Origin of the sequence: Streptomyces sp. NPDC058257, from assembly GCF_042881845.1 — a bacterium.
In the GTDB taxonomy this organism is placed as follows: Bacteria; Actinomycetota; Actinomycetes; order Streptomycetales; family Streptomycetaceae; genus Streptomyces.
In genome coordinates, this window is sequence record NZ_JBHVXJ010000028.1 from 67,935 (window position 1) to 91,211 (window position 23,277).

General features: G+C 70.3%; 25 protein-coding genes and 1 pseudogene. 15 read left to right on the forward strand and 11 right to left on the reverse strand.

Annotated elements, in window-relative coordinates:
• Window positions 1–181: 181 nt before the first annotated feature.
• Complete coding sequence (locus ACFVXC_RS39010; protein WP_389915866.1) at window positions 182–2,116, forward strand: phosphotransferase; 1,935 nt, start codon at window positions 182–184, stop codon at window positions 2,114–2,116.
• 111 nt (window positions 2,117–2,227) lie between these two features.
• On the opposite strand, the gene ACFVXC_RS39015 is transcribed toward ACFVXC_RS39010, so the two are convergent.
• Complete coding sequence (locus tag ACFVXC_RS39015; RefSeq protein WP_389915869.1) at window positions 2,228–2,974, reverse strand: ABC transporter permease; 747 nt, start codon at window positions 2,972–2,974, stop codon at window positions 2,228–2,230.
• A complete protein-coding gene (locus ACFVXC_RS39020) occupies window positions 2,967–3,998 on the reverse strand; it encodes an ATP-binding cassette domain-containing protein (protein ID WP_389915872.1) in 1,032 nt (343 codons plus the stop codon). The genes ACFVXC_RS39015 and ACFVXC_RS39020 overlap by 8 nt, the downstream gene beginning before the upstream one ends.
• A 147-nt stretch (window positions 3,999–4,145) precedes the next feature.
• Here ACFVXC_RS39020 and ACFVXC_RS39025 point away from each other — a divergent pair, with 147 nt between their 5' ends.
• Window positions 4,146–5,033, forward strand: coding sequence for a TetR/AcrR family transcriptional regulator (locus tag ACFVXC_RS39025; protein WP_389915875.1), 888 nt, complete (start codon window positions 4,146–4,148; stop codon window positions 5,031–5,033).
• 107 nt (window positions 5,034–5,140) lie between these two features.
• On the opposite strand, the gene ACFVXC_RS39030 is transcribed toward ACFVXC_RS39025, so the two are convergent.
• A complete protein-coding gene (locus ACFVXC_RS39030; protein ID WP_389915878.1) occupies window positions 5,141–5,902 on the reverse strand; it encodes a TetR family transcriptional regulator in 762 nt (253 codons plus the stop codon).
• A 67-nt stretch (window positions 5,903–5,969) separates the two neighbouring features.
• Here ACFVXC_RS39030 and ACFVXC_RS39035 point away from each other — a divergent pair, with 67 nt between their 5' ends.
• The 3 genes from ACFVXC_RS39035 (at window position 5,970) to ACFVXC_RS39045 (ending at window position 9,435) form a co-directional block, all read left to right on the forward strand.
• On the forward strand, window positions 5,970–8,102 hold the full coding sequence (locus ACFVXC_RS39035; protein ID WP_389915880.1) for a HelD family protein: 2,133 nt from the start codon (window positions 5,970–5,972) through the stop codon (window positions 8,100–8,102).
• 149 nt (window positions 8,103–8,251) lie between these two features.
• A complete protein-coding gene (locus ACFVXC_RS39040; protein ID WP_389915883.1) occupies window positions 8,252–8,569 on the forward strand; it encodes an ArsR/SmtB family transcription factor in 318 nt (105 codons plus the stop codon).
• Window positions 8,566–9,435, forward strand: a complete 870-nt coding sequence (locus tag ACFVXC_RS39045; protein ID WP_389915886.1) for an SRPBCC family protein — start codon at window positions 8,566–8,568, stop codon at window positions 9,433–9,435. The genes ACFVXC_RS39040 and ACFVXC_RS39045 overlap by 4 nt, the downstream gene beginning before the upstream one ends.
• Before the next feature lie 82 nt (window positions 9,436–9,517).
• On the opposite strand, the gene ACFVXC_RS39050 is transcribed toward ACFVXC_RS39045, so the two are convergent.
• Window positions 9,518–9,943, reverse strand: a complete 426-nt coding sequence (locus ACFVXC_RS39050; RefSeq protein ID WP_389915887.1) for a DUF4267 domain-containing protein — start codon at window positions 9,941–9,943, stop codon at window positions 9,518–9,520.
• A 106-nt stretch (window positions 9,944–10,049) separates the two neighbouring features.
• The gene (locus ACFVXC_RS39055; RefSeq protein WP_389915890.1) at window positions 10,050–10,496 is read right to left on the reverse strand and encodes an anthrone oxygenase family protein; all 447 of its coding nucleotides are present in this window, start codon (window positions 10,494–10,496) and stop codon (window positions 10,050–10,052) included.
• Window positions 10,497–10,587: 91 nt separating this feature from the next.
• On the opposite strand from ACFVXC_RS39055, the gene ACFVXC_RS39060 reads away from it, so the two are divergent.
• Window positions 10,588–11,166 (forward strand): TetR/AcrR family transcriptional regulator, encoded by a 579-nt coding sequence (locus ACFVXC_RS39060; protein WP_389915893.1) that lies wholly within the window; start codon window positions 10,588–10,590, stop codon window positions 11,164–11,166.
• Window positions 11,167–11,346: 180 nt separating this feature from the next.
• Entirely contained in the window at window positions 11,347–11,808 is a 462-nt protein-coding gene (locus tag ACFVXC_RS39065) for a pyridoxamine 5'-phosphate oxidase family protein (protein WP_389915895.1), read from the forward strand.
• 89 nt (window positions 11,809–11,897) lie between these two features.
• Here the strand turns inward: ACFVXC_RS39065 and ACFVXC_RS39070 are convergent, their stop codons facing one another.
• From ACFVXC_RS39070 to ACFVXC_RS39080, 3 genes are all read right to left on the reverse strand, one after another.
• Complete coding sequence (locus tag ACFVXC_RS39070; RefSeq protein ID WP_389915897.1) at window positions 11,898–12,314, reverse strand: VOC family protein; 417 nt, start codon at window positions 12,312–12,314, stop codon at window positions 11,898–11,900.
• 10 nt (window positions 12,315–12,324) lie between these two features.
• Window positions 12,325–12,699, reverse strand: a complete 375-nt coding sequence (locus tag ACFVXC_RS39075) for a helix-turn-helix transcriptional regulator (RefSeq protein WP_389916004.1) — start codon at window positions 12,697–12,699, stop codon at window positions 12,325–12,327.
• A gap of 239 nt (window positions 12,700–12,938) precedes the next feature.
• Window positions 12,939–13,700 (reverse strand): polysaccharide deacetylase family protein, encoded by a 762-nt coding sequence (locus ACFVXC_RS39080; RefSeq protein ID WP_389915899.1) that lies wholly within the window; start codon window positions 13,698–13,700, stop codon window positions 12,939–12,941.
• 238 nt (window positions 13,701–13,938) lie between these two features.
• Here ACFVXC_RS39080 and ACFVXC_RS39085 point away from each other — a divergent pair, with 238 nt between their 5' ends.
• The 3 genes from ACFVXC_RS39085 to ACFVXC_RS39095 all read left to right on the forward strand — a co-directional run bounded on the left by ACFVXC_RS39085 (window position 13,939) and on the right by ACFVXC_RS39095 (window position 16,267).
• Window positions 13,939–14,439 carry a hypothetical protein gene (locus ACFVXC_RS39085; protein ID WP_389915901.1) on the forward strand — a complete coding sequence of 167 codons (501 nt, stop codon included), beginning with the start codon at window positions 13,939–13,941 and terminating at the stop codon, window positions 14,437–14,439.
• Between the two features lie 87 nt (window positions 14,440–14,526).
• Window positions 14,527–15,354 carry an alpha/beta fold hydrolase gene (locus ACFVXC_RS39090; protein WP_389915904.1) on the forward strand — a complete coding sequence of 276 codons (828 nt, stop codon included), beginning with the start codon at window positions 14,527–14,529 and terminating at the stop codon, window positions 15,352–15,354.
• Window positions 15,355–15,358: 4 nt separating this feature from the next.
• Window positions 15,359–16,267, forward strand: a complete 909-nt coding sequence (locus ACFVXC_RS39095) for a helix-turn-helix domain-containing protein (protein WP_389915906.1) — start codon at window positions 15,359–15,361, stop codon at window positions 16,265–16,267.
• 120 nt (window positions 16,268–16,387) lie between these two features.
• Here the strand turns inward: ACFVXC_RS39095 and ACFVXC_RS39100 are convergent, their stop codons facing one another.
• A complete protein-coding gene (locus ACFVXC_RS39100; RefSeq protein ID WP_389915909.1) occupies window positions 16,388–16,972 on the reverse strand; it encodes an NAD(P)H-dependent oxidoreductase in 585 nt (194 codons plus the stop codon).
• A 333-nt stretch (window positions 16,973–17,305) separates the two neighbouring features.
• On the opposite strand from ACFVXC_RS39100, the gene ACFVXC_RS39105 reads away from it, so the two are divergent.
• The 5 genes and pseudogenes from ACFVXC_RS39105 to ACFVXC_RS39125 all read left to right on the forward strand — a co-directional run bounded on the left by ACFVXC_RS39105 (window position 17,306) and on the right by ACFVXC_RS39125 (window position 20,067).
• The gene (locus tag ACFVXC_RS39105) at window positions 17,306–17,893 is read left to right on the forward strand and encodes a TetR/AcrR family transcriptional regulator (RefSeq protein ID WP_389915912.1); all 588 of its coding nucleotides are present in this window, start codon (window positions 17,306–17,308) and stop codon (window positions 17,891–17,893) included.
• A gap of 129 nt (window positions 17,894–18,022) precedes the next feature.
• Window positions 18,023–18,293, forward strand: a pseudogene (locus ACFVXC_RS39110) (GNAT family N-acetyltransferase); the annotation flags it as partial.
• Window positions 18,294–18,448: 155 nt separating this feature from the next.
• Entirely contained in the window at window positions 18,449–18,931 is a 483-nt protein-coding gene (locus ACFVXC_RS39115; protein ID WP_389915914.1) for a helix-turn-helix domain-containing protein, read from the forward strand.
• Between the two features lie 25 nt (window positions 18,932–18,956).
• Window positions 18,957–19,568, forward strand: coding sequence for a hypothetical protein (locus tag ACFVXC_RS39120; protein ID WP_389915916.1), 612 nt, complete (start codon window positions 18,957–18,959; stop codon window positions 19,566–19,568).
• 160 nt (window positions 19,569–19,728) lie between these two features.
• Window positions 19,729–20,067, forward strand: coding sequence for a DUF2516 family protein (locus tag ACFVXC_RS39125; RefSeq protein ID WP_389915919.1), 339 nt, complete (start codon window positions 19,729–19,731; stop codon window positions 20,065–20,067).
• A 77-nt stretch (window positions 20,068–20,144) separates the two neighbouring features.
• Here the strand turns inward: ACFVXC_RS39125 and ACFVXC_RS39130 are convergent, their stop codons facing one another.
• Window positions 20,145–21,620 carry a PP2C family protein-serine/threonine phosphatase gene (locus tag ACFVXC_RS39130; RefSeq protein WP_389915922.1) on the reverse strand — a complete coding sequence of 492 codons (1,476 nt, stop codon included), beginning with the start codon at window positions 21,618–21,620 and terminating at the stop codon, window positions 20,145–20,147.
• A gap of 293 nt (window positions 21,621–21,913) precedes the next feature.
• Window positions 21,914–22,963: an NlpC/P60 family protein gene (locus ACFVXC_RS39135; RefSeq protein WP_389915925.1), complete on the reverse strand. Its 1,050-nt coding sequence runs from the start codon at window positions 22,961–22,963 to the stop codon at window positions 21,914–21,916.
• Window positions 22,964–23,277 lie beyond the last annotated feature (314 nt).

Below are 23,277 nucleotides of genomic sequence, written 5' to 3' on the forward strand. Positions count from 1 at the left end.
GCCTGTGCGGGTGCTTCTCGTCCTGCTCGCCGAGTAACGCCCGGCGGATGAGCGCGTTACATAGCGCGTCACATCCTTGGCTGCTCTCGCCCGTGTGCTGCCCTCGTGCCGCGTGGAAGAGTGTGCGTAGTCAAGGCTGTGCGGCAACTTCGTGTACGCGCGCGAGCATCAGGAGCAGCACGTGTCGATCAGCGCCTGGGCGGACGGATCCCCGGTCTTCCGTGACGTCCACCGCCCCGTGCTCCCCGGGCTGCCGGACCGCCTGGTCACCCCCGAGGACGGTAAGCCGGTCGACTCGCAGCTGATCAAGGCCATCGCCGAGCTGCTCGCACAGCTGGCTCTGGTGCGCAAGGAGTCACTCCTGATCCCCGTCGGCGGCTGGCCGCACGACGAGCGGGACAGCGGAGGGTTCCTGCGGGACCTCGCCCGGCACACGCACGCGCGTGACGTGCGGCCGATGTGGGCCGAATTCGGCGGCCTCCTCGACGCGTTCGGCATCGGGCCCGACGCCCTGGTCCAGTGCGCCGGGCGGTCGCCCTCCATGGCGCGGCGCCCGTACAGCCTCCTGCACACGGACCTGTGCCGGGCCACGGTCCTCCTCCCGTACGACCGGAAGCCGTACGACGGGAAGCCGTACGACGGGAAGCCGTACGACCGGGATCTTCCGGTGAGTCTCGACTGGTCCCGGGCGGTCTACGGCGACCCCGCCTACGACCTGGCGTCCCATCTGGTGCGCATGCGGTATCCCGAATTCCAGTGGCCGGAGGTGATCGACGCCTGGGTCCGCGCCATGAGCGGGCGCAGACCCGCGGCCGTGAAGAGGGTCAGGGCGGACGTCTGGAGCTACATCGCCCTCGAACAGGTCCGTGCCGTCCATCTCGACGTGATGAGGGCGGCGGCCTCCCTGGGGGAGACGCTCGACAGCACACGTCTGGGCGCGGCGGCCGAATCCGTACGCCAGTGCCTGCACGCGGCGGAGAAGCCGCTCGGTCTCGCGCGGCTGCCCGAGGCGAGCGTGGTCGAGCGCGCGCTCTTCCGGTGGCAGGCGGCCCGGATCGAGAGCCGGCACGCGGCAGCGTCGGACGAGGGCCCCTCGCCCGTGTCCACCCTCTCCTGGCAGCCCGACGAACGCGTTCCGGAGCGCCCCGACTTCCCCCGGACCGCCGTACTGAAGGCGCTGGCCGCGGAGGGCGCAGCGCAGCAGCACCGGGTGTTCAAGGGCACGGCCCATCTCAACACGGTGGTGCGTGTGGACGGGGTCGAGCGGCCCGTCGTGGTGAGGCGCAAGGCAGGTGCCGTGCCGCGTCAGGAGGGCGGGTTCCTCAGCGAACACGCCGTGCTCGCCGCCATCGAGAAGTCGCAGGCCGGGGTCAGCGCGCCGAGGATCCTCGCCCTCGGGATCAGCGGCAGGGGCGACCTGTTCGCCGTCCACTCCTACGAGGGCCCGCTGGTCGGCGAGCAGCCGCCGAACCACCCTGTCCACGGCCTGCTGCCCAACGAGGCGGACAACCTCGTGGACCAGCTCCACGCACTGACCCGGGTCGACCACCGCGGGCTCGATCCTGCCGCGCCGCAGACCGGCTTCTACGGCAGGCTCAGCGCGGAACTGGTCCGGTTCGTGCACTCGCTGTCCAAGGAGACCCAGCGTCAGGCCCGCTCCCGCGGTCTCCCGAACGGGTGGCGGCTACAGGAGATCCTCGGCAGGCACGACACCACACCGCGCCCCTCGGTACTGCTCCACGGCGACCTCAACCCGTGGAACCTCGTGCGGTCCGGGCCCGGCGGCCGACTCACCATGATCGACTGGGAGTTGGCCATGATCGGTGATCCGCTCTACGACCTGGTGCGCCATCTGCATCTCACACCGACGCGGGTCGAGATCAGACAGCGTCTGTTCGCGCGGTGGGCCCGCGTGCTCCCGCCCGAGTACACCAAGGGGTGGGAGCAGGACTGGCGGGTGTACCGCTGGATCGAGCTCGTCCGGTCCGCCTACGTGGACCTGGACCGGCTGGAGAGCGGCGCCGTGGACAGCCCGAACGTGCGGCGCGCGGTCGATTCGTACGCGATGACCTTGGACGCGGCGAAGGCCTCACTGGGCCTGCGCCGGGAGCGCTGAACCCCTCACATCTCATGCGCCCCTGACATCTCATGCGCCCTCATATCTCACGCGACCTCATCTCTCTGCCGTCCCTTACCTCCCTTACCTCCCTTACGTCTCTTGCGCCCCTCATGCCGTCCGCCTCCTGAACAGCACCCCCGAAGCCCCCACCGAGGCGGCCAGGATGCCCGCGCACCAGGCCAGGGCCACCCAAGGCGTCGAGCCCACCGGCTGGCCGAGGAGCAGGCCGCGGAGGGAGTCGATGACCTGCGTCACCGGTTGGTTGTCGACGAAGGGCCTGAGCCAGCCGGGCATCGAGTCCGCCGGGACGAAGGCGCTGCTCGGGTAGGGGAGGAAGCTCACGAAGAACGTGAAGCCGCCCGCCGCCTCCGGGGACTTGGCCAGGAGGCCGACCGTCGCCGAGAGCCAGGACAGGGCCAGGATGAACGCCAGGAGGATGGCCGTCGCCGCGAACCAGGCCGCGGGGGTCGCCGACGGGCGGAAGCCGATCGCGAAGGCCAGGGCGAGGACCAGCGTCGTGGCGATGAGGTTGCGGGCCACCGAGGCGACGACGTGGCCCGCCAGGATCTGGGTGCCGCCGATGTCGAGCGAGCGGAAGCGGTCGATGATGCCGCCCTTGAGATCCTCCGTGACCGCGATCGCCGTGTTCGACGAGCCGAATCCGGCGCAGAGGAGGAGGACGCCGGGGACCACGTACAAGACGTACGACCTGGTGTCCGTCCTGATCGCGCCGCCGAAGAAGTAGACGAAGATCAGGAGGAGCATCACGGGGAGCGCCATGGAGGTGATCAGGGCGTCCACGTTGCGGCGGCTGACGCGGATCGCGCGGCCGGTCATGACCAGGGCTTCAGACATGGGTCATCCCCTCTGTCTCGTTCCGCGTCTCCTTCGGCTGTGACGGGTTCGTGAGGGCCAGGAAGACGTCGTCAAGGCTTGTCGTGCGGAGGGCGAAGGTCGCCAACTCGGTCCGGTGCGGGTCGAGTTCGTCAAGAAGGTCTCGTACGTCGCCTGCCGTGCCGTCCGTCGGGAAGCCGAGCGTCAGGGTTTCGGGGGAGTGGTGCGTGGCCCTGGGGGAGAGGTGGAGGTAGGCCTCCTGGGTGGTGACCGTCGCGTCCAGGCGGTGGCCCGCCACCAGGGACTTGAGGGTCGACGGCGATCCCTCTGCCGCGATCTTCCCCTCGTGCAACACCGCGATGTGGTCCGCCAGCCGGTCCGCCTCCTCCAGGTATTGAGTGGTCAGGAAGACCGTCGTGCCTTGTGCCGTCAGGTCGCGTACCACCTGCCACATCTCCTGGCGGCTGCGCGGGTCGAGGCCCGTCGTCGGCTCGTCGAGGAAGATGACCTCCGGGTCGCCCACCAGGCCCGCCGCCAGGTCGACGCGGCGGCGCATGCCTCCCGAGTACGTGCGGACCAGGCGGTCTCCCGATTCCGTGAGGCCGAAACGGTCCAGGAGTTCGGCGGCTTTGGCACGGGACTCGGGTCGGGTCAGGCCCGTGAGCCTCGCCATCATGCGGAGGTTCTCCGCGCCGGTCTGCGTCTCGTCGACCGCCGCGAACTGGCCGGTGAGGCTGATCGCGCGGCGGACCTCGCGCCGCCCGGTACGGATGTCGTGGCCCGCCACCCGTGCCGTGCCCGCGTCGGGCGTGGTGAGCGTGGCGAGGATGCGGACGGCTGTCGTCTTGCCCGCGCCGTTCGGCCCGAGGAGGGCGAAGACGGTGCCTGGCGGGACGTGGAGGTCGATGCCGCGCAGGACGGGTACGGCTCGGCCGCCGGATCTGGATCCGGATCCAGATCCAAGTCCTGCGGATCTGGATCCGGATCCGTAGGACTTGGTGAGGGCTGTCGCCTCGATGGCCGCCGGTGGTGCGGGTGGTGGCATGGGTTTCTCCCCCGGTCGCGTGGCGCTCTGGCCGCGCCCCGACCTATTGCGCTCTATTGCGTAAGGCATACGCATTACTGAGTAAGGGTTACGCAGAACTACGATGTGCGTCAAGCACGGCAGCTCACGAGGAGGTAGCGGCGGATCATGGCGGCGGATCGTGAAGGTGTGGATGCGGGCGAGGCCGCGGGTGACGCCGTGGGCAGGGCCGCGGGTGACGTCGTGGGCAGGGGCGCGGGTGACGCCGTGGGCGGGGCCGCGGGGGACGTCGTGGGCGGGGGCGCGGGTGACACGGGGCTCTCCGCGACCCTCGAAACGGCCTGGGGGCTGCGAGAACGCCCGTCGAAGGGGCCCAAGCCGGGGCTGAGCCTCGACCGCATCGTCGACGCGGGCGTCGCCATCGCCGCGGCGGAGGGGATCGGCGCGGTCTCCATGGGGCGCGTCGCCAAGGCGCTCGGCGTCGCGCCGATGTCCCTCTACCGGTACGTCTCTTCGAGGGACGAGCTGTACGTCCTCATGCAGGACGCCGCCACGGGTTCGCCGCCCGAGCTGCCGTCGGACGTCGTGGGGTGGCGGGCGCGCCTGGAGTGGTGGGCGCGGGCCCAGCGCGATGTCTTCCGGCGCAATCTGTGGCTCGTGCGCATCCCCATCAGCGGGCCGCCCGCGACGCCCCGCCAGCTGGAGTGGATGGAGCAGGGCCTCGCGGCGCTCGACGGGAGCGGCCTGGAGGAGGGCTGGAAGCCGTCCGTCCTGATGCTCATCGGCGGCTTCGTGCGGAACGAGGTCACGCTCATGGCGGACCTGGACGCGGGCATGCGGTCCGGCGGCCAGGAGCCCGACGAGGTGATGCGGCGGTACGCCCGCACCGTCGACGCGCTCACCTCTACCGCCCCGGACCGCTTCCCCTCGCTGCGTCGGCTGCTCGCGGCGGGCGTCCTGGATGTCGCCGACGCCGAGGACGCGGAGTTCGAGTTCGGGATCGGGCGGGTGCTCGACGGGGTGGCCGTGATGGTGGAGGGGGCGGGGGGCGAGTAGAGGCGAGCAGGCTTCGCGCCTTCGCGCCTTCGCGGCCTTCGCGCCTCGCGCCTTCAGGCCGTCGCGCCTCGCGGCGTTGCGTCTTCAGGCCCTCGCGCCCTCGGCTCTCACGCGTACCGCGTCAACCCCGACCGCAGCTGCCCGAACGCCCGGTTCGTCGCCATCACCGCGTCCGGCCGGACCGCTTCCGCCTTCTCGCCCGCGTCGACCCGGCGCCAGATGTCCAGGGCGAGAATGCGCTGTACGGCGATGATCTGGCCGGCGGCCAGGCGCGCGGCGAGCTTGTCGCCGTCACCTCCGTCCGGTGCTCCGTCCGGTGCTCCGTCCGGTGCTCCGCCCGGTGCTCCGGCCGGCGTCCCGCCCGACGCCTCGCTCAGTGCGTCCCCCAGCGCCTTCTCCGACCGCTCCTGGTACCCGTACAGCCGCGCCACCAGCGACGGCGTCCCGTACAGCAGCCGGTGGAAAGCCAGTACGTGGACGTTGTCGCACAGGCCTGTCACCGGGTCCTGGCGCTCCAGGCCGTCGAGGAAGTGGCGGTGCAGGGCGTCCAGGGGGGAGTGCTTGGCGGGGCGTGCGGTGACGACCCGTGCCGCCTCGTCCAGATGGTCGGCGAACCGGTGCAGTACGAGGTCCTCCTTGGCCGGGAAGTACCGGAACAGGGTCGGCTTGGAGATGTCGGCGGCTGCCGCCACCTCCGCGACCGGCACCTGATCGAAGCCCTTCTCCAGGAAGAGCGCGATCGCCGCGTCGGACACCGCCTGGTACATCCGCTGCTTCTTGCGCTCGCGGAGGCCGGTGCCACCGGTGCCGCCGGTGTCACCGGTGCCGGAGTCCGTGTCGCCGCCGTTGCCCATTTCTTCGTCCGTCATGGCGGGAGCCTACCTCACCTATGATTCTCGGTAACAAATTTAACTGAGTTACATTATTCTCGACGGTATGACGCGACTCGACGAAGCCCTGACCCAGGAACGCCGCTACCACGACACCTGCCGCACCGCCCTCGCCGGCATGGTCGACGGCGCCGAGGAACAGGTCGTCAGCGGAGCGGACGTCTCCGCGTCCGGCGCCGACGCCGAGGTCCTCGGCTACCAGTTCCGCAGCCACGCCAGAGCGATGCGCGAACTCCCCGAGGCTCCCCTCTTCTTCGGCCGCCTCGACTTCGCCGCCGAAGGGACGGAAGCGGGCCAGGCCGGTGACCATCGCGGGCAGAGCTACCACATCGGCCGCCTCCGCATCACCGAACACCCCTCGGCCCCGCCCCTCGTGGTGGACTGGCGCGCCCCCGTTTCCCGCGCCTTCTACCAGGCCGGGACCCGGGACCCCCAAGGCGTCTCCGTCCGCCGCCGCTTCGGCTGGGCGCCCGGCAGCAAGGGCGACTCCGCCGACCTCACGGGCCTGGAGGACGAGCCCCTGGCCGCGCCCGCCGCGAGCACGGCGCCCGCACACAGCACTGCGCCCGCCGCGAGCACGGCGCCCGCACACAGCACCACCCCCGCCCCGAACACCGCGCCCGCACAGAGCAGCCGCATCCTCGCCGGAGAGATCGAACGCCCCCGCGTCGGCCCCATGCGCGACATCGCCGCCACCATCCAGCCCGAGCAGGACGACCTCGTCCGCGGCGAACTCACCGCGTCCGTCTGCGTCCAGGGCGCCCCCGGCACCGGCAAGACGGCCGTCGGCCTGCACCGCGCCGCGTACCTCCTCTACACCCATCCCCAGCGAGTGCAGCGCGCCGGACTCCTCATCCTCGGCCCCAACCGCACCTTCCTCCGCTACATCGCCGAGGTGCTCCCCTCGCTCGGCGAGACCGGCGTGCGGCAGTCCACCGTCGCGGACGAGATCGCCAGGGCCGAGGCCCCCGTGCGGGCCCAGGACGGCGAGAGCGCGGCGAGCGTCAAGCACGACGCCCGGATGGCGGAGGTCCTGCGCCGCGCGCTCTACTCGCGCGTCGCGCCGCCCGCCAACTCCATCGCGGTGCCGGACGGTTCGTACACCTGGCGGGTCGCGCTCGACGATCTGGAGCGGATCATCGCGGACGTGCGCGCCGAGGAACCCCCGTACGCCGTCGGCCGCGAGCGCGTGCGCACCCGTGCCGTGCGGTACATCCAGGAGCAGGCCGAGCGCCGCGCGGGTGCCGTGAACAACGCCTGGCTGCAGAAGATCTCCCGAGCCCGTTCCGTCTCCGCCTTCGTCGAAACCGCCTGGCCCAAGGTCAAGCCGGAGGAGGTGCTCGCCGCCCTGCTCGCGGACCCGGAAGCCCTCGCCGCCGCGGCCGACGGCATCCTCGACGCCGATGAGCAGCGGGCGATCCACTGGACCAGGCCCCCGCGCTCGTACAAGTCGGCGAAGTGGTCCGCCGCCGATCTCGTCCTGCTCGACGAGATCGCGGGGCTGCTCGAACGGCCCGAAGGGTACGGCCACATCGTCGTCGACGAGGCCCAGGACCTCTCCCCGATGGAGGCCCGCGTGATCGCCCGCCGCGCGGACTTCGGCTCGCTCACCGTCCTCGGCGACCTCGCCCAGGGCACCACACCGTGGGCCGCCCGCGGCTGGCCCGAACTCCTCGCCCACCTCGGCAAGCCCGACGCCTCCGTCACCCCGCTGACCACCGGATTCCGCGTCCCGAAGGCGATCGTGGGGCTGGCCAATCGCGTACTGGCCTCGCTCGACGTCGACGTACCGCCCGCGCGGTCGCTGCGTGCGGACGGCGAGTTGAGGATCAAGGAGGTACGGGATCTGGGCGCCGCCGCTGTCGGCGTGGTGCGCGACGCGCTGTCCCGCGAGGGCTCCGTCGGTGTCATCGCCGCCGACGCGGACACGGACCGCCTGCGCGAGGCACTCGCCGCGGCGGGCATCGAGAGTGCGGGCCCGGACGATCTGGGCGCGCGTGTGACGGTGCTGCCCGCGTCCATGGCGAAGGGGCTGGAGTACGACCATGTGGTGGCCGTCGAGCCCGCCGCCATCGCGGAGGCGGAACGACGCGGGCCCAGCCGCCTGTACGTGGTCCTGACCAGGGCGGTCTCCCGGCTCGACGTGCTGCACAGCAGGCCGCTCCCGTGGGAGGCGTGAGCGGGGCGGCGCGGTCGCCCGGATCCTCCGCCCATCCGCCCATCGCTCATCCGCCCATCGCTCATCCGCCCATCGCTCATCCGCCCATCGCTCATTCGCCATTCGCACATTCCTTTGAAGTTATATAGCCAGCGGGGTATGTTCGAGGTATGCCCATACCGTTCGATGTGCTTGCCGACCCCAGCCGCCAGAAGATCCTCGATCTGCTGCTCGAACGCCCTCGTCCGGTCGGTGAGCTCACCGAGCGGCTCGGTCTGAGCCAGCCCGGCACGTCGAAGCATCTGCGGGTCCTGCGCGACGCGGGTCTCGTGAAGGTGCGGCGGGACGGGCAGCGCCGCTGGTACGAGCTGCGGCCCGAGCCCCTCGCCGAGCTCGACGCGTGGCTCGCGCACTACCGGCACCTCTGGGCGGGCCGGCTCGACGCCCTCGAACGGCACCTCGACGTCATGGACGGTGACTCCTCATGAACCCGCACTCCGACACCCTCGGCCACGACGAGGAAGGCGGCCGCAGCGTCCTGCGGATGGAGCGCCGCCTCGCGCACCCGCCCGCCAAGGTCTGGGCCGCGATCACCCGGCCGGAGCACCTCGCCCAGTGGTTCCCCTCCGAGGTGACCCTGGAGCTGCGGCCCGGCGGCGCGATGGGCTTCCACTTTCCCGGCGACGAGGGCCCCGGTATGACCGGCGAGGTCACCGACGCCGACGAGCCGCGCCTCTTCGCCTTCAGCTGGGGCGACGACCACCTGCGCTGGGAGATCACCCCGGAAGGACCCGACGGCCGGGGCTCGCTGCTCACCCTGGTCCACACCTTCGGCGACCGCTTCGGCGCCCCGAGCTTCGCCGCGGGCTGGCAGTTGTGCATCTCGGCGCTCGGCCAGTTCCTGGACGGTGGAAAGGCCGAGGTGAGCCGGGACGCGGGCGAACTGCACGAGGCGTATCTGGAGCAGTTCGACCTGGGCCACGGGACGGTGACCGGCGACGGCGACGGCGGCGGCATCCGCTTCGAGCGGCAGCTGGTGCGGTCGGCGGACGCGGTCTGGGCCGAACTCTGCTCCGGCGAGGAGCCGTTGGAGGGCGACACGGCCCCTGACGGCTTCTTGGCGGACGGCGTCTCCGCGGGCCCGGTCACCGCGCTGCGGGCCCCGGTGTCGCTCACGTACGCCGTGCATCCCAAGGGTGAGGTGCGCTGGGAGCTCGGCGAGGGCACGGGCTACGGCACCCGCCTCGTCCTCACGCAGACCGGCCCCTTCGACAGCGCGGCGGCCACGGACGAGGCGCTCGCCGCCTGGCACGCCCGTATCGAGCGGCTGGCGGGACGGCTGTTGGAGGACTGAGGCGCCCTTCGGTGGCCCCGGCAGTCGCCTTCAGCCGCCTTGAGTAGAGTCGCTGAGTACGGCTTCCCTGACCGCGGCGGCGTCAGGCGTGCTGCGGGGCGGGGGCTGCCGGAGCGGCCGGGATCCTGCGGGTCTCGCGCAATATCAGCAGGCCGGTGACCACCATCAGCGTCGCGGTCAGGCAGTGGACGCCGAGCGCGGTGGCCACGGAGCCGTGGTGGGCAAGGACGGTGGTCATGTCGCCGTACGCGGCGAAGGCCTCCACGAGCAGCACCCAGCCCAGCGCCCGGCGGTGGCCCGTCACCAGCAGGATGGCCAGGACCAGGGCCAGGACGACGTCGCGGATTCCCTTGATGATCAGAAAGCCGCCGCCGTCACCGGACGGCCAGCTCGGCAGTCCGAAGTCCGGCGCCGTCGTCTCCGGGCTCACGATGAACTCCGTCCCGAACCAGAGGATGAAGAGGATGAAGGCGGCGGCCAGGACTGTGTTGATCTTCTTCAGCGGCATTGTTCGTCCCCTTGCGAGTCATCGTCAGCTTGGTCAGCTTCGTCAGCTTGGTGAGTGTGGTGAGTGTGGTGAGTTTGGTGCGTTTCGTGGAGCTTGCTGAGGCGGCTCAGACGAGGGCGGCGACCAGCAGGGCGAAGGCGGCGATGAGGATGGCGACGCGGACGTAGTGGAAGCGGTTCCAGCGGTTCATCTGCTCCTTCCAGTCGGCGGGCCGGTTTTCAGGGGTCCACGTCTTGTTCCGGTTGTTGATCGGGACGAGCAGCAGAAGCGACATGATCACGCTGACGAGCAGCAGCGCGCCGGCGGTGACGACGAGGCCGGTGCCGTGGTGGTGCCATCCGGCGATGGCCCAGATGCCGACGAGGACGAGCGAGCCGATGTACCAGAACGGCATCACGGCGCCGAGCATCCGGCCCCCGTGGGCGTGGCCGAGTTGGCCGCTGTCCTCGGGGAGTGCGTTGAGGATCGGGTTCATGACAAAGGCGACGGAGAACTCCACCCCCACCATCACGCCGAAGACCACAGTGGCGAACACCTCAAGTGCGTTGAGCATGATGATCTCTCCCGTTATCTAGCGTTGCTAGCTGATGAGGCAACGCTAGTACTACTGCCGCTCGATTGTCTAGCGGTGCTAGGATCTAGTCATGTCGGTACAGGAACGCAAGCAGCGCGAACGGGCGGAGCGGGAGCGCCTCATCGTGGCGACGGCCCGCGAACTCGCCGAGCGGCAGGGCTGGGACGCGGTCACCACCCGCCGGCTCGCCGAGCGCATCGAATACAGCCAGCCCGTCCTCTACAGCCACTTCCGCGGCAAGCGCGAGATCATCGGCGCCGTCGCCATCGAAGGGGCCACCGAGATGGCCGTGGCGGTGCGGGCCGCGACCGCCGCCGCGGACGGCCCGCGCGCCCGGGTGTACGCCCTCGCCCGCACCTACCTCGACTTCGCCGCACGCAACCCGGCGGTGTACGACGCCCTGTTCCAGCTCGACGGCGGCCTGGCGTTCGCGGACGAGGACACGCCGGAACCTCTCAAGGACGCCTTCGCCGCCCTGCTGGAGAGCCTCGGTGAGGTCGCCGGGGACGGCGTCGACCCGGGACTGTTCACCGAGACGTTCTGGGCGGCCCTGCACGGCCTGGCCACCCTCACCCGAGCGGGGCGGCTGCCGCCGGAGCACATCGAGCCGAGGGTGGAACTGCTGGTGGACCGGCTCGCCATGGCCTGACACACCATCCCGGCGGATGCGTTCGGTGCGAGTGCGGGTGCAGGTGCGGGTGCAGGTGCGAGTGCGGGTGCAGGTGCGGGCGGGTGCGGGTGCGGGCGGGCGTGGGAGCGGGTGTCGGTCGCTGGGAGTAGGACCTGCGCCCCATGCGCTCCTCGGGGGCGCTGACTAGTGTCGGCGCTCATGCGGAACACGGAGATCGTTCGTCGTGAAGGACCCGAGCGCAGGCGCGAGACGCTCGCACGCCTCGACCGGGAGCGTGACATATGGCTGTCGACGTCCCACCCGGAGCACGGCCCGCACCAAGTGCCCCTGTGGTTCCGCTGGGACGGCCGGGCGTGCTGGCTGTGCACCGGCGAGGCCTCCGTGACCGCCCGCAACGCGCGGGCGGAGCCACGGGTGCGCCTCGCGCTGCCGGACACCGTGGACGTGGTGCTCGTGCAGGGCGAGGCGGAGTGTTTCACGGCCCGTGACGTCCCGCCGGAGGCCGCGGACGGATTCGCCGGGAAGTTCGGCTGGGACCCGCGCGAGGAGGAGGTCCCCTTCCTCTACCTGCGCGTGACGCCGAGAACGGTGCGGGCCTGGCGCGGCGAGCACGAGCAGCACGGCCGGGTCCTCATGCGGGACGGGGCGTGGGTGGTGTAGCCGCGCCCGCGGTGCTTCTGCTTCTCGCGGTGCTTCTGCTTCTCGCGGTGCTCCTGCTTTTCGCGGCGCTTCTGCTTTTCGCGGTGCGTCTACTTCTCACGCGGCTGGTTGAACCGCAGCATGTTCCCGGACGGGTCGCGGAAGGCGCAGTCGCGGACGCCGTACGGCTGGTCCATCGGCTCCTGCAGCACCTCGCCGCCCGCGGCACGGATCCGCTCGAAGGTGGCGTCGACGTCGGTGCTCCGGAAGATGACGCCCCGCAGCATGCCCTTGGCGAGCAGTTCGGCCGCGGCCTGCCGGTCGGCGGCGGAGGCGTTCGGGTCGGCGAGCGGCGGTTCGAGGACGATCTCCACGTCCGGCTGCGACGGCGAGGCGACGGTCACCCAGCGCATGCCCTCGAAACCGACGTCGTTGCGTACTTCGAGGCCGAGTACGTCGCGGTAGAAGGCGAGCGCCTTGTCGTGGTCGTCGACGGCGATGAAACACTGGGAGAGGTTGATTTCCATGGGTACGACGCTACGTACCGGCGTCGGGTTTCGCTTCTCCGTTCCTGACCGGCCTGGTGCGGGTCTTGGCCACGCAGGCGGGGATGGCGGCGCCGTGGTCGTGGTCGCGGGCCCGGTACGCGCTCGGGCTCTCGCCGACCAGCTCGGTGAACCGTGTGCTGAAGGAGCCGAGCGAGGTACAGCCCACGGCCATGCAGACCTCCGTCACCGACAGGTCCCCGCGCCGCAGCAGCGCCTTGGCCCGCTCGATGCGGCGGGTCATGAGATAGCTGTACGGCGTCTCGCCGTAGGCGGCGCGGAAGCTGCGCGAGAAGTGCCCCGGCGACATGAGGGCGGACCGCGCCAGGGCCGGGACGTCCAGAGGTTCCGCGTAGTCGCGGTCCATCCGGTCACGTGCCTTGCGCAGGAGGACGAGGTCGGGGAGAGAGACAGCCACACGGGGAACGTTACCGACCGCGCGGAAATGCGGCGTGTGCGTCGGGCCCTGGGGGAGCGGTCTGGCGCACTGGCTCCGTAGCGACACTCCTCGGGCGATCAGGCACTCGTCTATCAGGCACTCGTCTCGCCGGGCTGCGGCCGGAGGTACTCCGGGCCCGCCCCTCTATCTCCAGGGTGCGGCGGGGTTCAGCGCACCGGGAAGCCGAAGGAGTGGCCGTCCTGCTTGAGTTGGGGCAGGACCTGGCGCAGGGCCTCGACGGTCTGGGTGCGGTCGCCGCCCGCGTCGTGGAAGAGGAGCGTGGGGCCGTTGGGCAGCTCGCGCCGGACGGTGGCCACTATGGCGTCCGTACCCGGGCGCTCGAAGTCCTTGGTGTCCACGTTCCAGCCGAGCGGGCGCATGCCGTGGGAAGCGGCGAGCTTGCGGCTGTAGGGAGTGAAGGCCCCGCCGGGCGCGCGGTAGTACATGGGCCGTACGCCCCCGGACGCCTTGGTGATCATGCGTTCGGCGTCGACTATCTGCTTCGACTGGTAGGCCTCGGATTCCTTGTCCATGGCGGTGTTGTGCGACACCGTGTGGTCGCAGAGGCGGTGCCCGTCCGCGACGACCTTCTTCACGAGGTCGGGGTGCGCCTGCGCCTGGGTCCCCACCATGCAGAACGTGGCTTTCACCTTGTACTCCCGCAGCAACTTCAGGACTTCAGGAGTCCACTTGGGGTCGGGGCCGTCGTCGATGGTGATGTTGACGCCGCGCTCTCCTTTGTCCGAGGCGTGCGCGATGGTCGCCGCGACCGGCTTCACCTTCGACGTGGCGGGGGCGTCCGCGTTGGGCGACGAGTCGGTACCGGCCTGTGCGGTCCACACCGAGGCACCGGTGGCGAGCAGTGTCACGCCGAGCGCCGCACCGATCATCTTGCCGTACCAGCCCCGTGCGTTGCTGTGCCGTGCCATGTCCGCCCCTTTGCGTACTGTGCCTCGCCGATCCCCTGGTCACTTGCGACCCACCAGGGGGGACGAGATACGGCGACGGAAGGATGCGCCCGTTACCGATCAAGGACAATTCCGGGGGAGTTCGCGGACAACTCTGCGCGAGCGGCGTCCGAAACGGTGCGGGTTGGCCCGATCTCGCCCCGCGCGAACGACCGCACACCGTCTGGCAGTTGAGTGCCGACCGTGAGATCGTCCTGGGATGTCAGACGCTGCGGGGGAATCGGTTTCGGCACGACCCGACGACCGACCCGACGACCGACCTGATGACCAACTCGACGGCCGGTCCGACGGCCGGTCCGATGGCCGCCCCGACGGCCGGTCCGATGGCCGCCCCGACGACCGTGTCGCATCCGCTCTGCGCTTCGCGGTGGAACTCGTCGCCTGGGTGGCGACCCCCTGGGCGCTGGCCGGACACTCGTGGCTGCTCGCCGTCCTGTCCGTGGTGCTCCTGATCGGCCTTCCCACGTGTTTCTCCACTCCGGGTGACAAGGCGAGCGTGATCATCGCCGTACCGGGCTGGGTCACCATCCTTCTCGTGCTTCTCCAGATCGCCGCGGCTGTGACTTCGTCGTGGCTGGCCTGGCCGACATGGGCGGCGGTCCTCGTGTCCCTGGCGGCGGTCACCACCCTCGTCACGGAGCGGCGCCGCTGGAAGTGGCTGTCCGCTCCCGGTGGAAGTGGCGGAGAGCGGCGCATCTGACCGGAGGCCGGGGCACCTTGGGCCCCGTCGGCCCCGTGACGACATTCGTACAAGACCGAGGCCCGTGCCCCGGGCATCCTCCCGTACATGGGTATCTACGACGGCGAGCACTTGCACGGGATGCACATCGTCCACGACGGTCGGCGGGAGGCGCCGCCGCTGGTGCTCATCCACGGATCGGGGGCCTCGGGCAGCTCCTGGGACCCGGTGGTGCCGGCACTGGCCAGCCGGTATCACGTCATCCGGGTCGACCTCCCGGGCCACGGTCAGTCCCCGCCCGCGCCGTCGTACGACGTGCCTGAGCAGGCAGCCCGCCTGGGCGCGGCGCTCGATGAGCTCGGCCTCAGCCCGGTCGCCGTGGCCGGGCACTCAAGCGGCGGATACATCGCCACCGCCCTCGCCGAACAGCGCCCGGACCTGGTGGGTTCGCTCGCCCTGATCAGCAGTGGCCCGAGTCCCGACGCGCTCCTTCCGCAGCCCGTCCTCCTCCGGGTTCTGATCGCCCCGCCGCTCGGCCCGCTTCTGTGGAGAGTCCGTTCCGACGCGATGCTCCGCCGGGGGGTGACCGCGGTGTGCAACCGCCCGGTGGACGTCCCGGACGACCTGGTCGCCGCGGCACGGGCCATTGGCTACCGCAGGTTCAGGACGGTACTGCGCCAGAACAGCGCGTACATCGCCGAAAGGGACGTGCCCGCGCGCCTGACCGCACTCGACGTCCCGGTTCTGGTGATCTTCGGTGCCGCCGACCGCCGCTGGGATCCGTCTTCGGCGCACCACTACGACACGGTGCCGAACGCGCGAGTCGAGCAGCTGCCCGACGTCGGACACTTCCCCATGCTCGAAGCTCCGGACGAGACAAGCGAGTTGCTGTTGGGCTTCGCGGCGAGGGCCGCTGAATCCCATCGCCTAGCCTGATGTCGTGAGGACCACCGAATCACCACATGACTGGGCGGCGGTGGAGGTCGCCGTGCCCCGGCAGCGGGACCGACTGCCGGGGGTCAGTATGGCCGGGTTCAGCCAACGTGCCCCGGCGCGCGTGGATATCGCCATGGTCGCGCACCCCTCGGTGACTCTGTTCGTGGACCTGAGCGAGGGAGACAGCCTTGTCTGCGACGCCCACGGCCGGCGCGAACGCGGCAGCACGGTCGTTGGACTGGTACCGCCCGACCTTCGGCTCGGCGGCCGGGCGGCCGGGGGGATCGAGTGCCTCCAGATCCGGTTGTCGCCGGTCCTGGCGATCGCGGTGCTCGGCGCCTCGACCGACCTCAGCGGGAAGGTGGTCTCCCTGGAGGCTGTCTGGGGCCGCGACGCCGGGCGGGCCGAGGACAGGCTGCGGGCCGCCACGTCGTGGGACGAGCGGTTCACGATCGCGGCGGATGCCCTCGGCCGACGGCTGAGCGCCCGCCCGTCGCTCGATCCAGAGGTGGCTGCCGCCTGGTGGCTGATGCGCACCAGCCGGGGACGGGTACGCGTCGACAGCCTGGCGAACGAGCTCGGATGGAGCCGTAAGCGCCTGTGGTCCCGCTTCCGGTCCCAGATCGGCGTCACCCCCAAGCGCGCCGCCCGGCTGGTGCGCTTCGACCGCGCCGCCCATCTCCTCGCGGCGGGCAACGCCGCCGCCCAGGTGGCGGCCGTGAGCGGCTACGTCGACCAGGCCCACCTCCACCGCGAGGTCAAAGCGTTCACCGGGGTGACACCCACCGCCGTAGCCGCTGCGCCGTGGCTCGCCATCGATGACGTCGCGTGGCCGACCTCGTTCGCGGACCTGACGCCGTCGATGTCTCCGGTCCGTGTCGCCGGTCCGTCAGGTTCCGGCGAAGTGAGCTGAGGTCCCATGAGAGACGAGGCATCGTCTCTCAGCACGTGCCCGGACGGCCGGCGCCGGGCCTTGTGACTCCGGCCCGGACCGCCCTTGTGAGTCCGGCCCGGACCGCCTTGTGCGCGAGGCTCAGTCGGCCCGTCGGGTGGAGTCGAGAAGCTCGCGGTAGCGCTTGGCGTGTATGGCGAGGTCCTCGTCGGAGACGGTGCGGGCACCGTGCAGGACCAGCGGTTCGGCAAGACGCATGCCGATCAGGCGGGCGGTGGCGTCGAGGGGTGCCAGCAGCTGGGCCAGCGTGAAACGGGAGGTGGGATCGACAGGAGCGTACGACTCTTCCGGCCCGCCTGTGGAGGTGACCAACTGGAGGGTCTTGCCGCGCAGTGCGGAGCCGCTGCTGCCGTAGGCGAAGCCGTGGGTGAGGACTTGGTCGATCCATGCCTTGAGCACCGCAGGGACGGAGTACCAGTACCAGGGGAACTGCCACACAATCCGGTCGTGGTCGCGCAGCAGTTGCTGCTCACGGGCGATGTCGAAGCGGCCATCGGGATAGGCGGGACGGATCTCATGGACGGTGACGTGCGCGAGGTCGCTCACGGCGTCGGCAAGGCGGGCGGTTATCCGGGAGGAGGCGAGGTCGGGGTGGGCGACGACAACCAGGGTGTGCGAGGGGGGCGGGTCGGCTGGGGTCGCGGAGAGGGGGCTGGGATGGTTCATCGGGGTTGGTCCTTGACTGTGGTCGGCTTACGGGAGAGTCGGAGCAGCTGATCCGTACGCCACCGTGGACGTCGATCACGTCTACCGGTGGCGCGGGTGACACGGGTGGCGCGGGGCACGGGTGACTCACTTGATTGAGGGGCCTGAGGGGCCTGAGGGGCGTGAGGAGCAGGTGTCTCGTGTGACGGATCGATCCGTTACGGAGTTTGTGACGGATCGATCCGTCTGTCAAACTGAGACCGTGCCCAGCGCGCGGTCAACGGGCCCACCGCCCACGTGCGCCGCGCGCCGCGTCGGCTCGGCGCGACGCATGACAAGCAGAAGGAGCGCGCCATGGTTCGCAAGACAGCGGAGGAGAACCGGCGCCACGTCCTGGCCGTGGCGAGCCGCCTGTACTACCAGCGCGGCATCCGCGCTGTCGGTATGGACCTCGTGGTCAAAGAGAGCGGGGTCGGCAACGCCACTGTCTATCGGCAGTTCCCCACCAAAGACGCTCTTGCCAGTGCCTTCACGCAGGACCGGGCCGACGCCTGGTTCGCGCGCATGCGCCAGGTCACCGACCAGGTCGACGACCCGCGCGAGAAGCTCCTCGCGATCCTCACGGCCGTCATCGAGGAGACCGGACTGCCGACCTTCCGCGGCTGCCCCATGCTCAACACCCATACCGAGTTCCCCGACCCGCAGCACCCCGCGAACCGTGTGGCGGTCAACCACGAGCAGCGGGTCCGCCACTGGATGCGCGACCTGGCGGCCGACGCCTGCGCTCCCGACCCCGAGCAGCTCGCCGACGAACTGCTCCTCGTCCTCAACGGCGTCTACGTCACCGCCACCGTCCTCGGACCCCAGGGTCCCGCCCGGCGCACCAGTGAGCTCGCCCGTCGCCTCATCTGGACTGCCTGCGACGAACCCGGCCGCTCCTGAATCCGGCACCATGCCCGACCGACCGGCCCACCGGCTGCCCGACCCAGTCACCCACCCACCCACCGACCGACCGGCTGGCTGACCGGGCGTCAGGAGGAGGGGGGGCGGGGGCGATCCCCTGGTGGCGGGGTGCCCCACGGGGAACCAGTCGGGTTCGTCCTGCCGGCGCACAACGGCTACAACGCGATCATCGCCTACGTCGCGGTCCTTCCCCTGCACCGTGGCAATGGCTGCATCGACGACCTTCTCGCCGAGGGCACCCGGGTTCTTGCCGAGCGGAACGTCCCCCGCATCCGTGCGTCCACAGACCTTGGCAACGTTCCGACGGCGGACGGCGGACGCGATCCGGCGCGCTGGATACGTAAATTTCGGGCAGGAGATCAATATGTCCTGGAGTTGATCGAGCTCTGGGCGGGTCCTGAGGCTGCTCGGCGCGGTCCAGGCGCGGCTGCGTGAACTACCGGGACCCGGAGTCACAGCGGCCCAGTAGTGGCGTAGCGCACTTTTGCAAGCAGGCGCTTGCAATAGTTAGCAAGCGGCAGGCACTATCGACGCATGGCATCACTCAACGTCGGCAATCTCGGTGAGTATCTGCGTGAGCAGCGGCGCAACGCGCAGCTCTCGCTCAGGCAGCTCGCCGACGCCGCCGGGGTGTCCAATCCGTATCTGAGCCAGATCGAGCGCGGCCTGCGCAAGCCCAGTGCCGACGTGCTGCAACAGGTGGCCAAGGCGCTGCGAATCTCCGCCGAGACGCTGTATGTCCGGGCCGGGATCCTCGACGAGAAGGAGCGGGACGAGCTGGAGACGCGCGCCGTCATCCTCGCCGACCCCTCCGTCAACGAGCGGCAGAAGCAGGTCCTGTTGCAGATCTACGAGTCGTTCAGGAAAGAGAACGGCTTCGAGGTCTCGGGGTACGCGGATGAAGCGTCGTCGTACGCGGACGACGCGGACGATGTGGACGACGTGGACGCCACCGCTGACGGCCCCCGCACGGCCGACGGCAGTGATGCCAGCCCCAAGGACCATCCCTCAAGCTGAACGCGAATCCGGGAGGACCATCACCATGGCCATCAAGGACGACCTGCGCAACACCCTCACCGACACCACCCCCGCCTACTTCGTCGTCGGCACCGCCGACCTGGCGTTCCAGCAGGCGAAGCGGGTGCCGGGCGCCATCGAGCAGCTGATCGCCGAGGCGCCGGCCCGTATCGACGCCGTGCGCAACACCGATACCAAGGCCGTCCAGGACAAGGCCGTCGCCCGTGCCAAGGGGGCGCAGGAGACCATCCAGACCCGGGTCTCCGAGCTGCTCGGCACGCTCGACACCGACCTGAAGAAGCTGAGCGAGAGCGCTCAGGGCTTCGCCCTCAGCTCGGTCGGCGTCGCCGCCGAGTACGCCGTCAAGGCGCGCGAGAAGTACGAAGAGGTCGCCGAGCACGGCGAGCAGGCCGTGAAGACCTGGCGCGGCGAGGCCGCCGAGGAGATCAACGAGCTGGCCGTGGCCGTCGAGCCGGACGCCGATGAGACGTCGGGCTCCGCCGAGTCGCAGCCGGGCACGTCGGACTCCGACGCGTCGGAGCCCACTGCCGCGGCCCCGGCGAAGAAGCCCGCCGCCAAGAAGGCCCCGGCCGCCCGCAAGCCCGCGGCGAAGAAGGCCACGCCGCCCGCCAAGTAGGCCCGCGTACGGCATTCACCGGGTGAACGGGCCGGGCACTCACGGAGTGCCCGGCCCGTTCACCCGGTAGCGGGTACGGTGTCCGCGTACTCGACGATTCGATGATTTGTATGGCTTCAAGAGGCTTAAAGAGCCGGGACTGGTGGTGGACGTTGTGCTGATGCAGGGGTTCGCAAACTTCATGTGGCTGCTGTCGTTGGCGCTGATCGTCTTCAGCGGCTTCGCGCTCGTCGATGCGGCGGTGCGGCGCGAGGACGCCTATCGCGCGGCGGACAAGAAGACCAAGCCGTTCTGGCTGATCATCCTCGGGCTCGCCTTCATCGTGAACCTGATCTTCAACATCCTGTCGTTCCTGCCGATCATCGGGCTCGTCGCGACCATCGTCTACATGGTCGACGTACGGCCCGCGCTGCGGCAGATCACCGGCGGCGGAGGCGGCGGCGGACGCCGCGGCTCCAGCAGCGACGGTCCGTACGGGCCGTACAACGGCGGCCGCTAGAAGCCAGTAGCCCCGCAACCCGTAAGGGGCGCGGGGAAGCACTCAGCACTCGGTGCTCAGCGGCCAGCGCTAAGCACTCAGCGGTCGCGGTCAAGGAGCAGCACGGCGACGTCGTCCGTCAGGTCGCCCCCGTTCAGCTCCCGCGCCTCGTTGACCGCGGCCTCAAGGAGCTCGTCGCCCCGCAGGCCCGCGGCGATCTGGCGGCGGAGCATCTCCACCATGCCGTCCTGCCCCAGACGCTGGTTGCCCTGGCCGATGCGGCCCTCTATCAGGCCGTCCGTGTAGAGCATCAGGCTCCACTTGCCGCCAAGCTCCACCTGGCGGCGCGGCCAGCGGGCGTTCGGCAGGAGTCCCAGCGCGGGGCCGTTGTTCTCGTACGGCAGCAGCTCGGCGAGGCGGCCGTCGCGGGCGATCAGCGGTGACGGGTGGCCCGCCAGGCAGAGCCCGGCCCTGCGCCCGTCCGGGGCGATGTCGACCGTGCAGAGCGTCGCGAAGATCTCGTCGTCGGCGCGCTCGTGCTCCAGGACCTTCTGCAACGTGCTGAGCAGCTCGTCGCCGCACAGACCCGCGAAGGTCAGCGCCCGCCAGGCGATCCGCAGCTCCACGCCGAGCGCGGCCTCGTCGGGGCCGTGGCCGCAGACGTCGCCGATCATGACGTGCACGGAGCCGTCGGGGGTGCGCACCGTGTCGTAGAAGTCGCCGCCGAGCAGCGCCCGTGAACGTCCGGGGCGGTAGCGCGCGGCGAACCGCAGCGGTGAGCCGTCGAGGAGCGGCGTCGGAAGCAGGCCGCGCTCCAGGCGGGCGTTCTCCTGGGCGCGCAGCCGCGACTCCGTCAGCTGGCGCTGGGCGGCGTCCGCGCGCTTGCGCTCCACGGCGTACCGGATGGCGCGGCTGAGGAGGCGCCCGTCCAGCTCGTCACGGAAGAGATAGTCCTGGGCGCCGACCCGCACGGCCTCCGCGCCGCGCTCGGAGTCGCCGTTCGCGGTGAGCGCGAGGACGGCGTGCCGGGGCGCGAGGCGCAGGACGTGCTTGAGCGTGGCCAGCTCGTCCTCGTGCTCCCCGGGGGCCGCGGAGAGCGCGGCCGCGGCGGAGGCGGCAGAGGAGGCGGGAGTCGCGGGGGCCGTCATGGCGAGGTCGAGCAGGATGCAGTGCACGTCGTCGGTGAGCAGCCGCTCGGCCTCGGTGAGGTTGCGGGCGGTGCGGATACGGATGGGCTTGCCCATGGCGTCGAGCATCCGGGGCAGGCTCAGGGAGCCCGCCGGGTCGTCCTCGATCACCAGGAGGCTGAGTCCCGGTCCGCTGGTCTGCTGGTCCATGTCCCTGGGCGCGGGTACGGGCTCCAAGGGTGTGGGTGCGCTCTCCACGGGCGTGGGTACGGATTCGGGCGCCGGCTCGGGTGCGGGCGTCGGCGTCGGCAGAGCGTGAGCCTGACCGCCTTCCGCGGCCGGGATCGCCCTCTGCCGCGGTATGGGTACGGGCATGGCTTCGGTTTCCTTCCCTCCCCCCGAGGGCACGGTGGATCGACGGTCGAACGATTCACCGACGGGGACCATAGCGTTAGCCGCGCCCCGATTGGAATGGCGCACGGCAAACAGCCACCGTCATATGCCGGAACAAGGACCGCAATTGGGCACGACAGGTCCCGACCGGAATGACGAACATCACGCCTGAAGGGTTGAGAGGCGGGGCGAGGGTGCGGTGGGTCACATGACGTACGGCACAGGACGGCCCGCCTTGTGCCGCACCTCTGCGGAATGCGTGCCGCACCTCTGCCGAACACGTGCCATACCTCCGGCGAACACGTGCCGTGACGCTATTCGTGGAGCCCGATACTCGCCCGATACCCCTACTTGTCGGGCCGCACGACCCCGAGAATCTGCATCGATCCCGCGCCCGCGACGGTGACATCGCGGCCGGGCCGGGGCGCGTGCACGATCGCGCCGTCGCCCACGTACATCCCGACATGGCTGGCGTCCGCGTGATAAATGATCAGGTCGCCGGGGCGCATGTTCTTGATGTCGACGTGCGGCAGCTGCTTCCACTGCTCCTGTGACGTACGCGGAATTCCCTTGCCCGCGGCGGCCCAGGCCTTGGACGTGAGTCCGGAGCAGTCGTACGAGGACGGGCCCTCCGCGCCCCAGACGTACGGCTTGCCGAGCTGCGCGGTGGCGAACTCGACGGCCTTTTTGCCGGGCCCTGTCGCCTTGCCCTTGATGTCCTTCAGAACGCCGGAACTCACCCACGCCGACTGCTTCTTGAGCTGGGCCTCTTCCTCAAGCTTCCGGAGCCGCTCCAGCTCCTTCTTCTCGAGCTTCGACTCCATCTCCTCGGCGGCCGCGATCTTCTTCTTGATCTTCTTCTTCGACTCGGCCTTGGCCTTGCGGTTGGTTTCGAGCTTCTTCCACTGGGCGGTGGCGTCCTTGGCGTAGATCCGCAGGTCTTCCTGCGTCCGCTCCATCTCCGTCAGCATGCCCTTGGTGGCCTTGTGGCCCTGGCGCATCCGTCCGGCGCTCTCCAGGAACTCCTGGGGGTCGTCGCTCAGCATCAGCCGGGCCTCGGAGGACACCCCGCCGCTTCGATACTGCTCGCGGGCGGCGGCGCCCGCACGGGACTTGAGCTTGTCCAGCTTCTGCTGGCCCTTGGTGATGGAGCGGGCGAGCTTCACGATCTGCTTGGACTGCTTCTCGCTCTTCTCCTCCGCCGCGTTATACGCGTCGGTGGCGACGCCCGCGTCGTGGTAGAGCTTCTCGATCTCTTTTCGCAGGTCCTCAAGGGACTTGGTGGTGCCGGGCGTTGGCTTCGCCGGGCTCGCGTAGGCCACGGCGGGTGTGCTCAGCACCGCTGCGGCGCAGATCAGCGCCAGGCCAGCCACAGTCGAACTCCGCTTGCCGGTCACGTCCGCCTCCCCCAAAGCTGATTTACCGTCAGTAACTTACGGTTGCCCCGCGGATGGTGCCATGCCGACGCGCAATACGACAGAGCGCGACATCAAGTCCGATCGCGGCAAGCCCGATCACGCAGCAATCACAGCAAGCCCGATCCCCACCCGCTACTCGCCCCATGTGACGAGCGGCACGCGGAGATCGTTCCCCTCGCGGCGTGTCGCACGCGGATTTCACCCGCCGCCACCTCGCGAATCATCCGCGGGCACCCCACGGGTTCACCTGCGGGCACCCCACGGGTTCACCTGTGGGCCCGCTCGTGCACCTG

Coding starts and splice junctions, on each gene's coding strand:
- ACFVXC_RS39015 (WP_389915869.1), bottom strand. CDS start 2,974: ATGTCTGAAGCCCTGGTCATGACCGGCCGCGCGATCCGCGTCAGCCGC.
- ACFVXC_RS39020 (WP_389915872.1), bottom strand. CDS start 3,998: ATGCCACCACCCGCACCACCGGCGGCCATCGAGGCGACAGCCCTCACC.
- ACFVXC_RS39025 (WP_389915875.1), top strand. CDS start 4,146: ATGGCGGCGGATCGTGAAGGTGTGGATGCGGGCGAGGCCGCGGGTGAC.
- ACFVXC_RS39030 (WP_389915878.1), bottom strand. CDS start 5,902: ATGACGGACGAAGAAATGGGCAACGGCGGCGACACGGACTCCGGCACC.
- ACFVXC_RS39035 (WP_389915880.1), top strand. CDS start 5,970: ATGACGCGACTCGACGAAGCCCTGACCCAGGAACGCCGCTACCACGAC.
- ACFVXC_RS39040 (WP_389915883.1), top strand. CDS start 8,252: ATGCCCATACCGTTCGATGTGCTTGCCGACCCCAGCCGCCAGAAGATC.
- ACFVXC_RS39045 (WP_389915886.1), top strand. CDS start 8,566: ATGAACCCGCACTCCGACACCCTCGGCCACGACGAGGAAGGCGGCCGC.
- ACFVXC_RS39050 (WP_389915887.1), bottom strand. CDS start 9,943: ATGCCGCTGAAGAAGATCAACACAGTCCTGGCCGCCGCCTTCATCCTC.
- ACFVXC_RS39055 (WP_389915890.1), bottom strand. CDS start 10,496: ATGCTCAACGCACTTGAGGTGTTCGCCACTGTGGTCTTCGGCGTGATG.
- ACFVXC_RS39060 (WP_389915893.1), top strand. CDS start 10,588: ATGTCGGTACAGGAACGCAAGCAGCGCGAACGGGCGGAGCGGGAGCGC.
- ACFVXC_RS39065 (WP_389915895.1), top strand. CDS start 11,347: ATGCGGAACACGGAGATCGTTCGTCGTGAAGGACCCGAGCGCAGGCGC.
- ACFVXC_RS39070 (WP_389915897.1), bottom strand. CDS start 12,314: ATGGAAATCAACCTCTCCCAGTGTTTCATCGCCGTCGACGACCACGAC.
- ACFVXC_RS39075 (WP_389916004.1), bottom strand. CDS start 12,699: ATGGACCGCGACTACGCGGAACCTCTGGACGTCCCGGCCCTGGCGCGG.
- ACFVXC_RS39080 (WP_389915899.1), bottom strand. CDS start 13,700: ATGGCACGGCACAGCAACGCACGGGGCTGGTACGGCAAGATGATCGGT.
- ACFVXC_RS39085 (WP_389915901.1), top strand. CDS start 13,939: ATGTCAGACGCTGCGGGGGAATCGGTTTCGGCACGACCCGACGACCGA.
- ACFVXC_RS39090 (WP_389915904.1), top strand. CDS start 14,527: ATGGGTATCTACGACGGCGAGCACTTGCACGGGATGCACATCGTCCAC.
- ACFVXC_RS39100 (WP_389915909.1), bottom strand. CDS start 16,972: ATGAACCATCCCAGCCCCCTCTCCGCGACCCCAGCCGACCCGCCCCCC.
- ACFVXC_RS39105 (WP_389915912.1), top strand. CDS start 17,306: ATGGTTCGCAAGACAGCGGAGGAGAACCGGCGCCACGTCCTGGCCGTG.
- ACFVXC_RS39115 (WP_389915914.1), top strand. CDS start 18,449: ATGGCATCACTCAACGTCGGCAATCTCGGTGAGTATCTGCGTGAGCAG.
- ACFVXC_RS39120 (WP_389915916.1), top strand. CDS start 18,957: ATGGCCATCAAGGACGACCTGCGCAACACCCTCACCGACACCACCCCC.
- ACFVXC_RS39125 (WP_389915919.1), top strand. CDS start 19,729: ATGCAGGGGTTCGCAAACTTCATGTGGCTGCTGTCGTTGGCGCTGATC.
- ACFVXC_RS39130 (WP_389915922.1), bottom strand. CDS start 21,620: ATGGTCCCCGTCGGTGAATCGTTCGACCGTCGATCCACCGTGCCCTCG.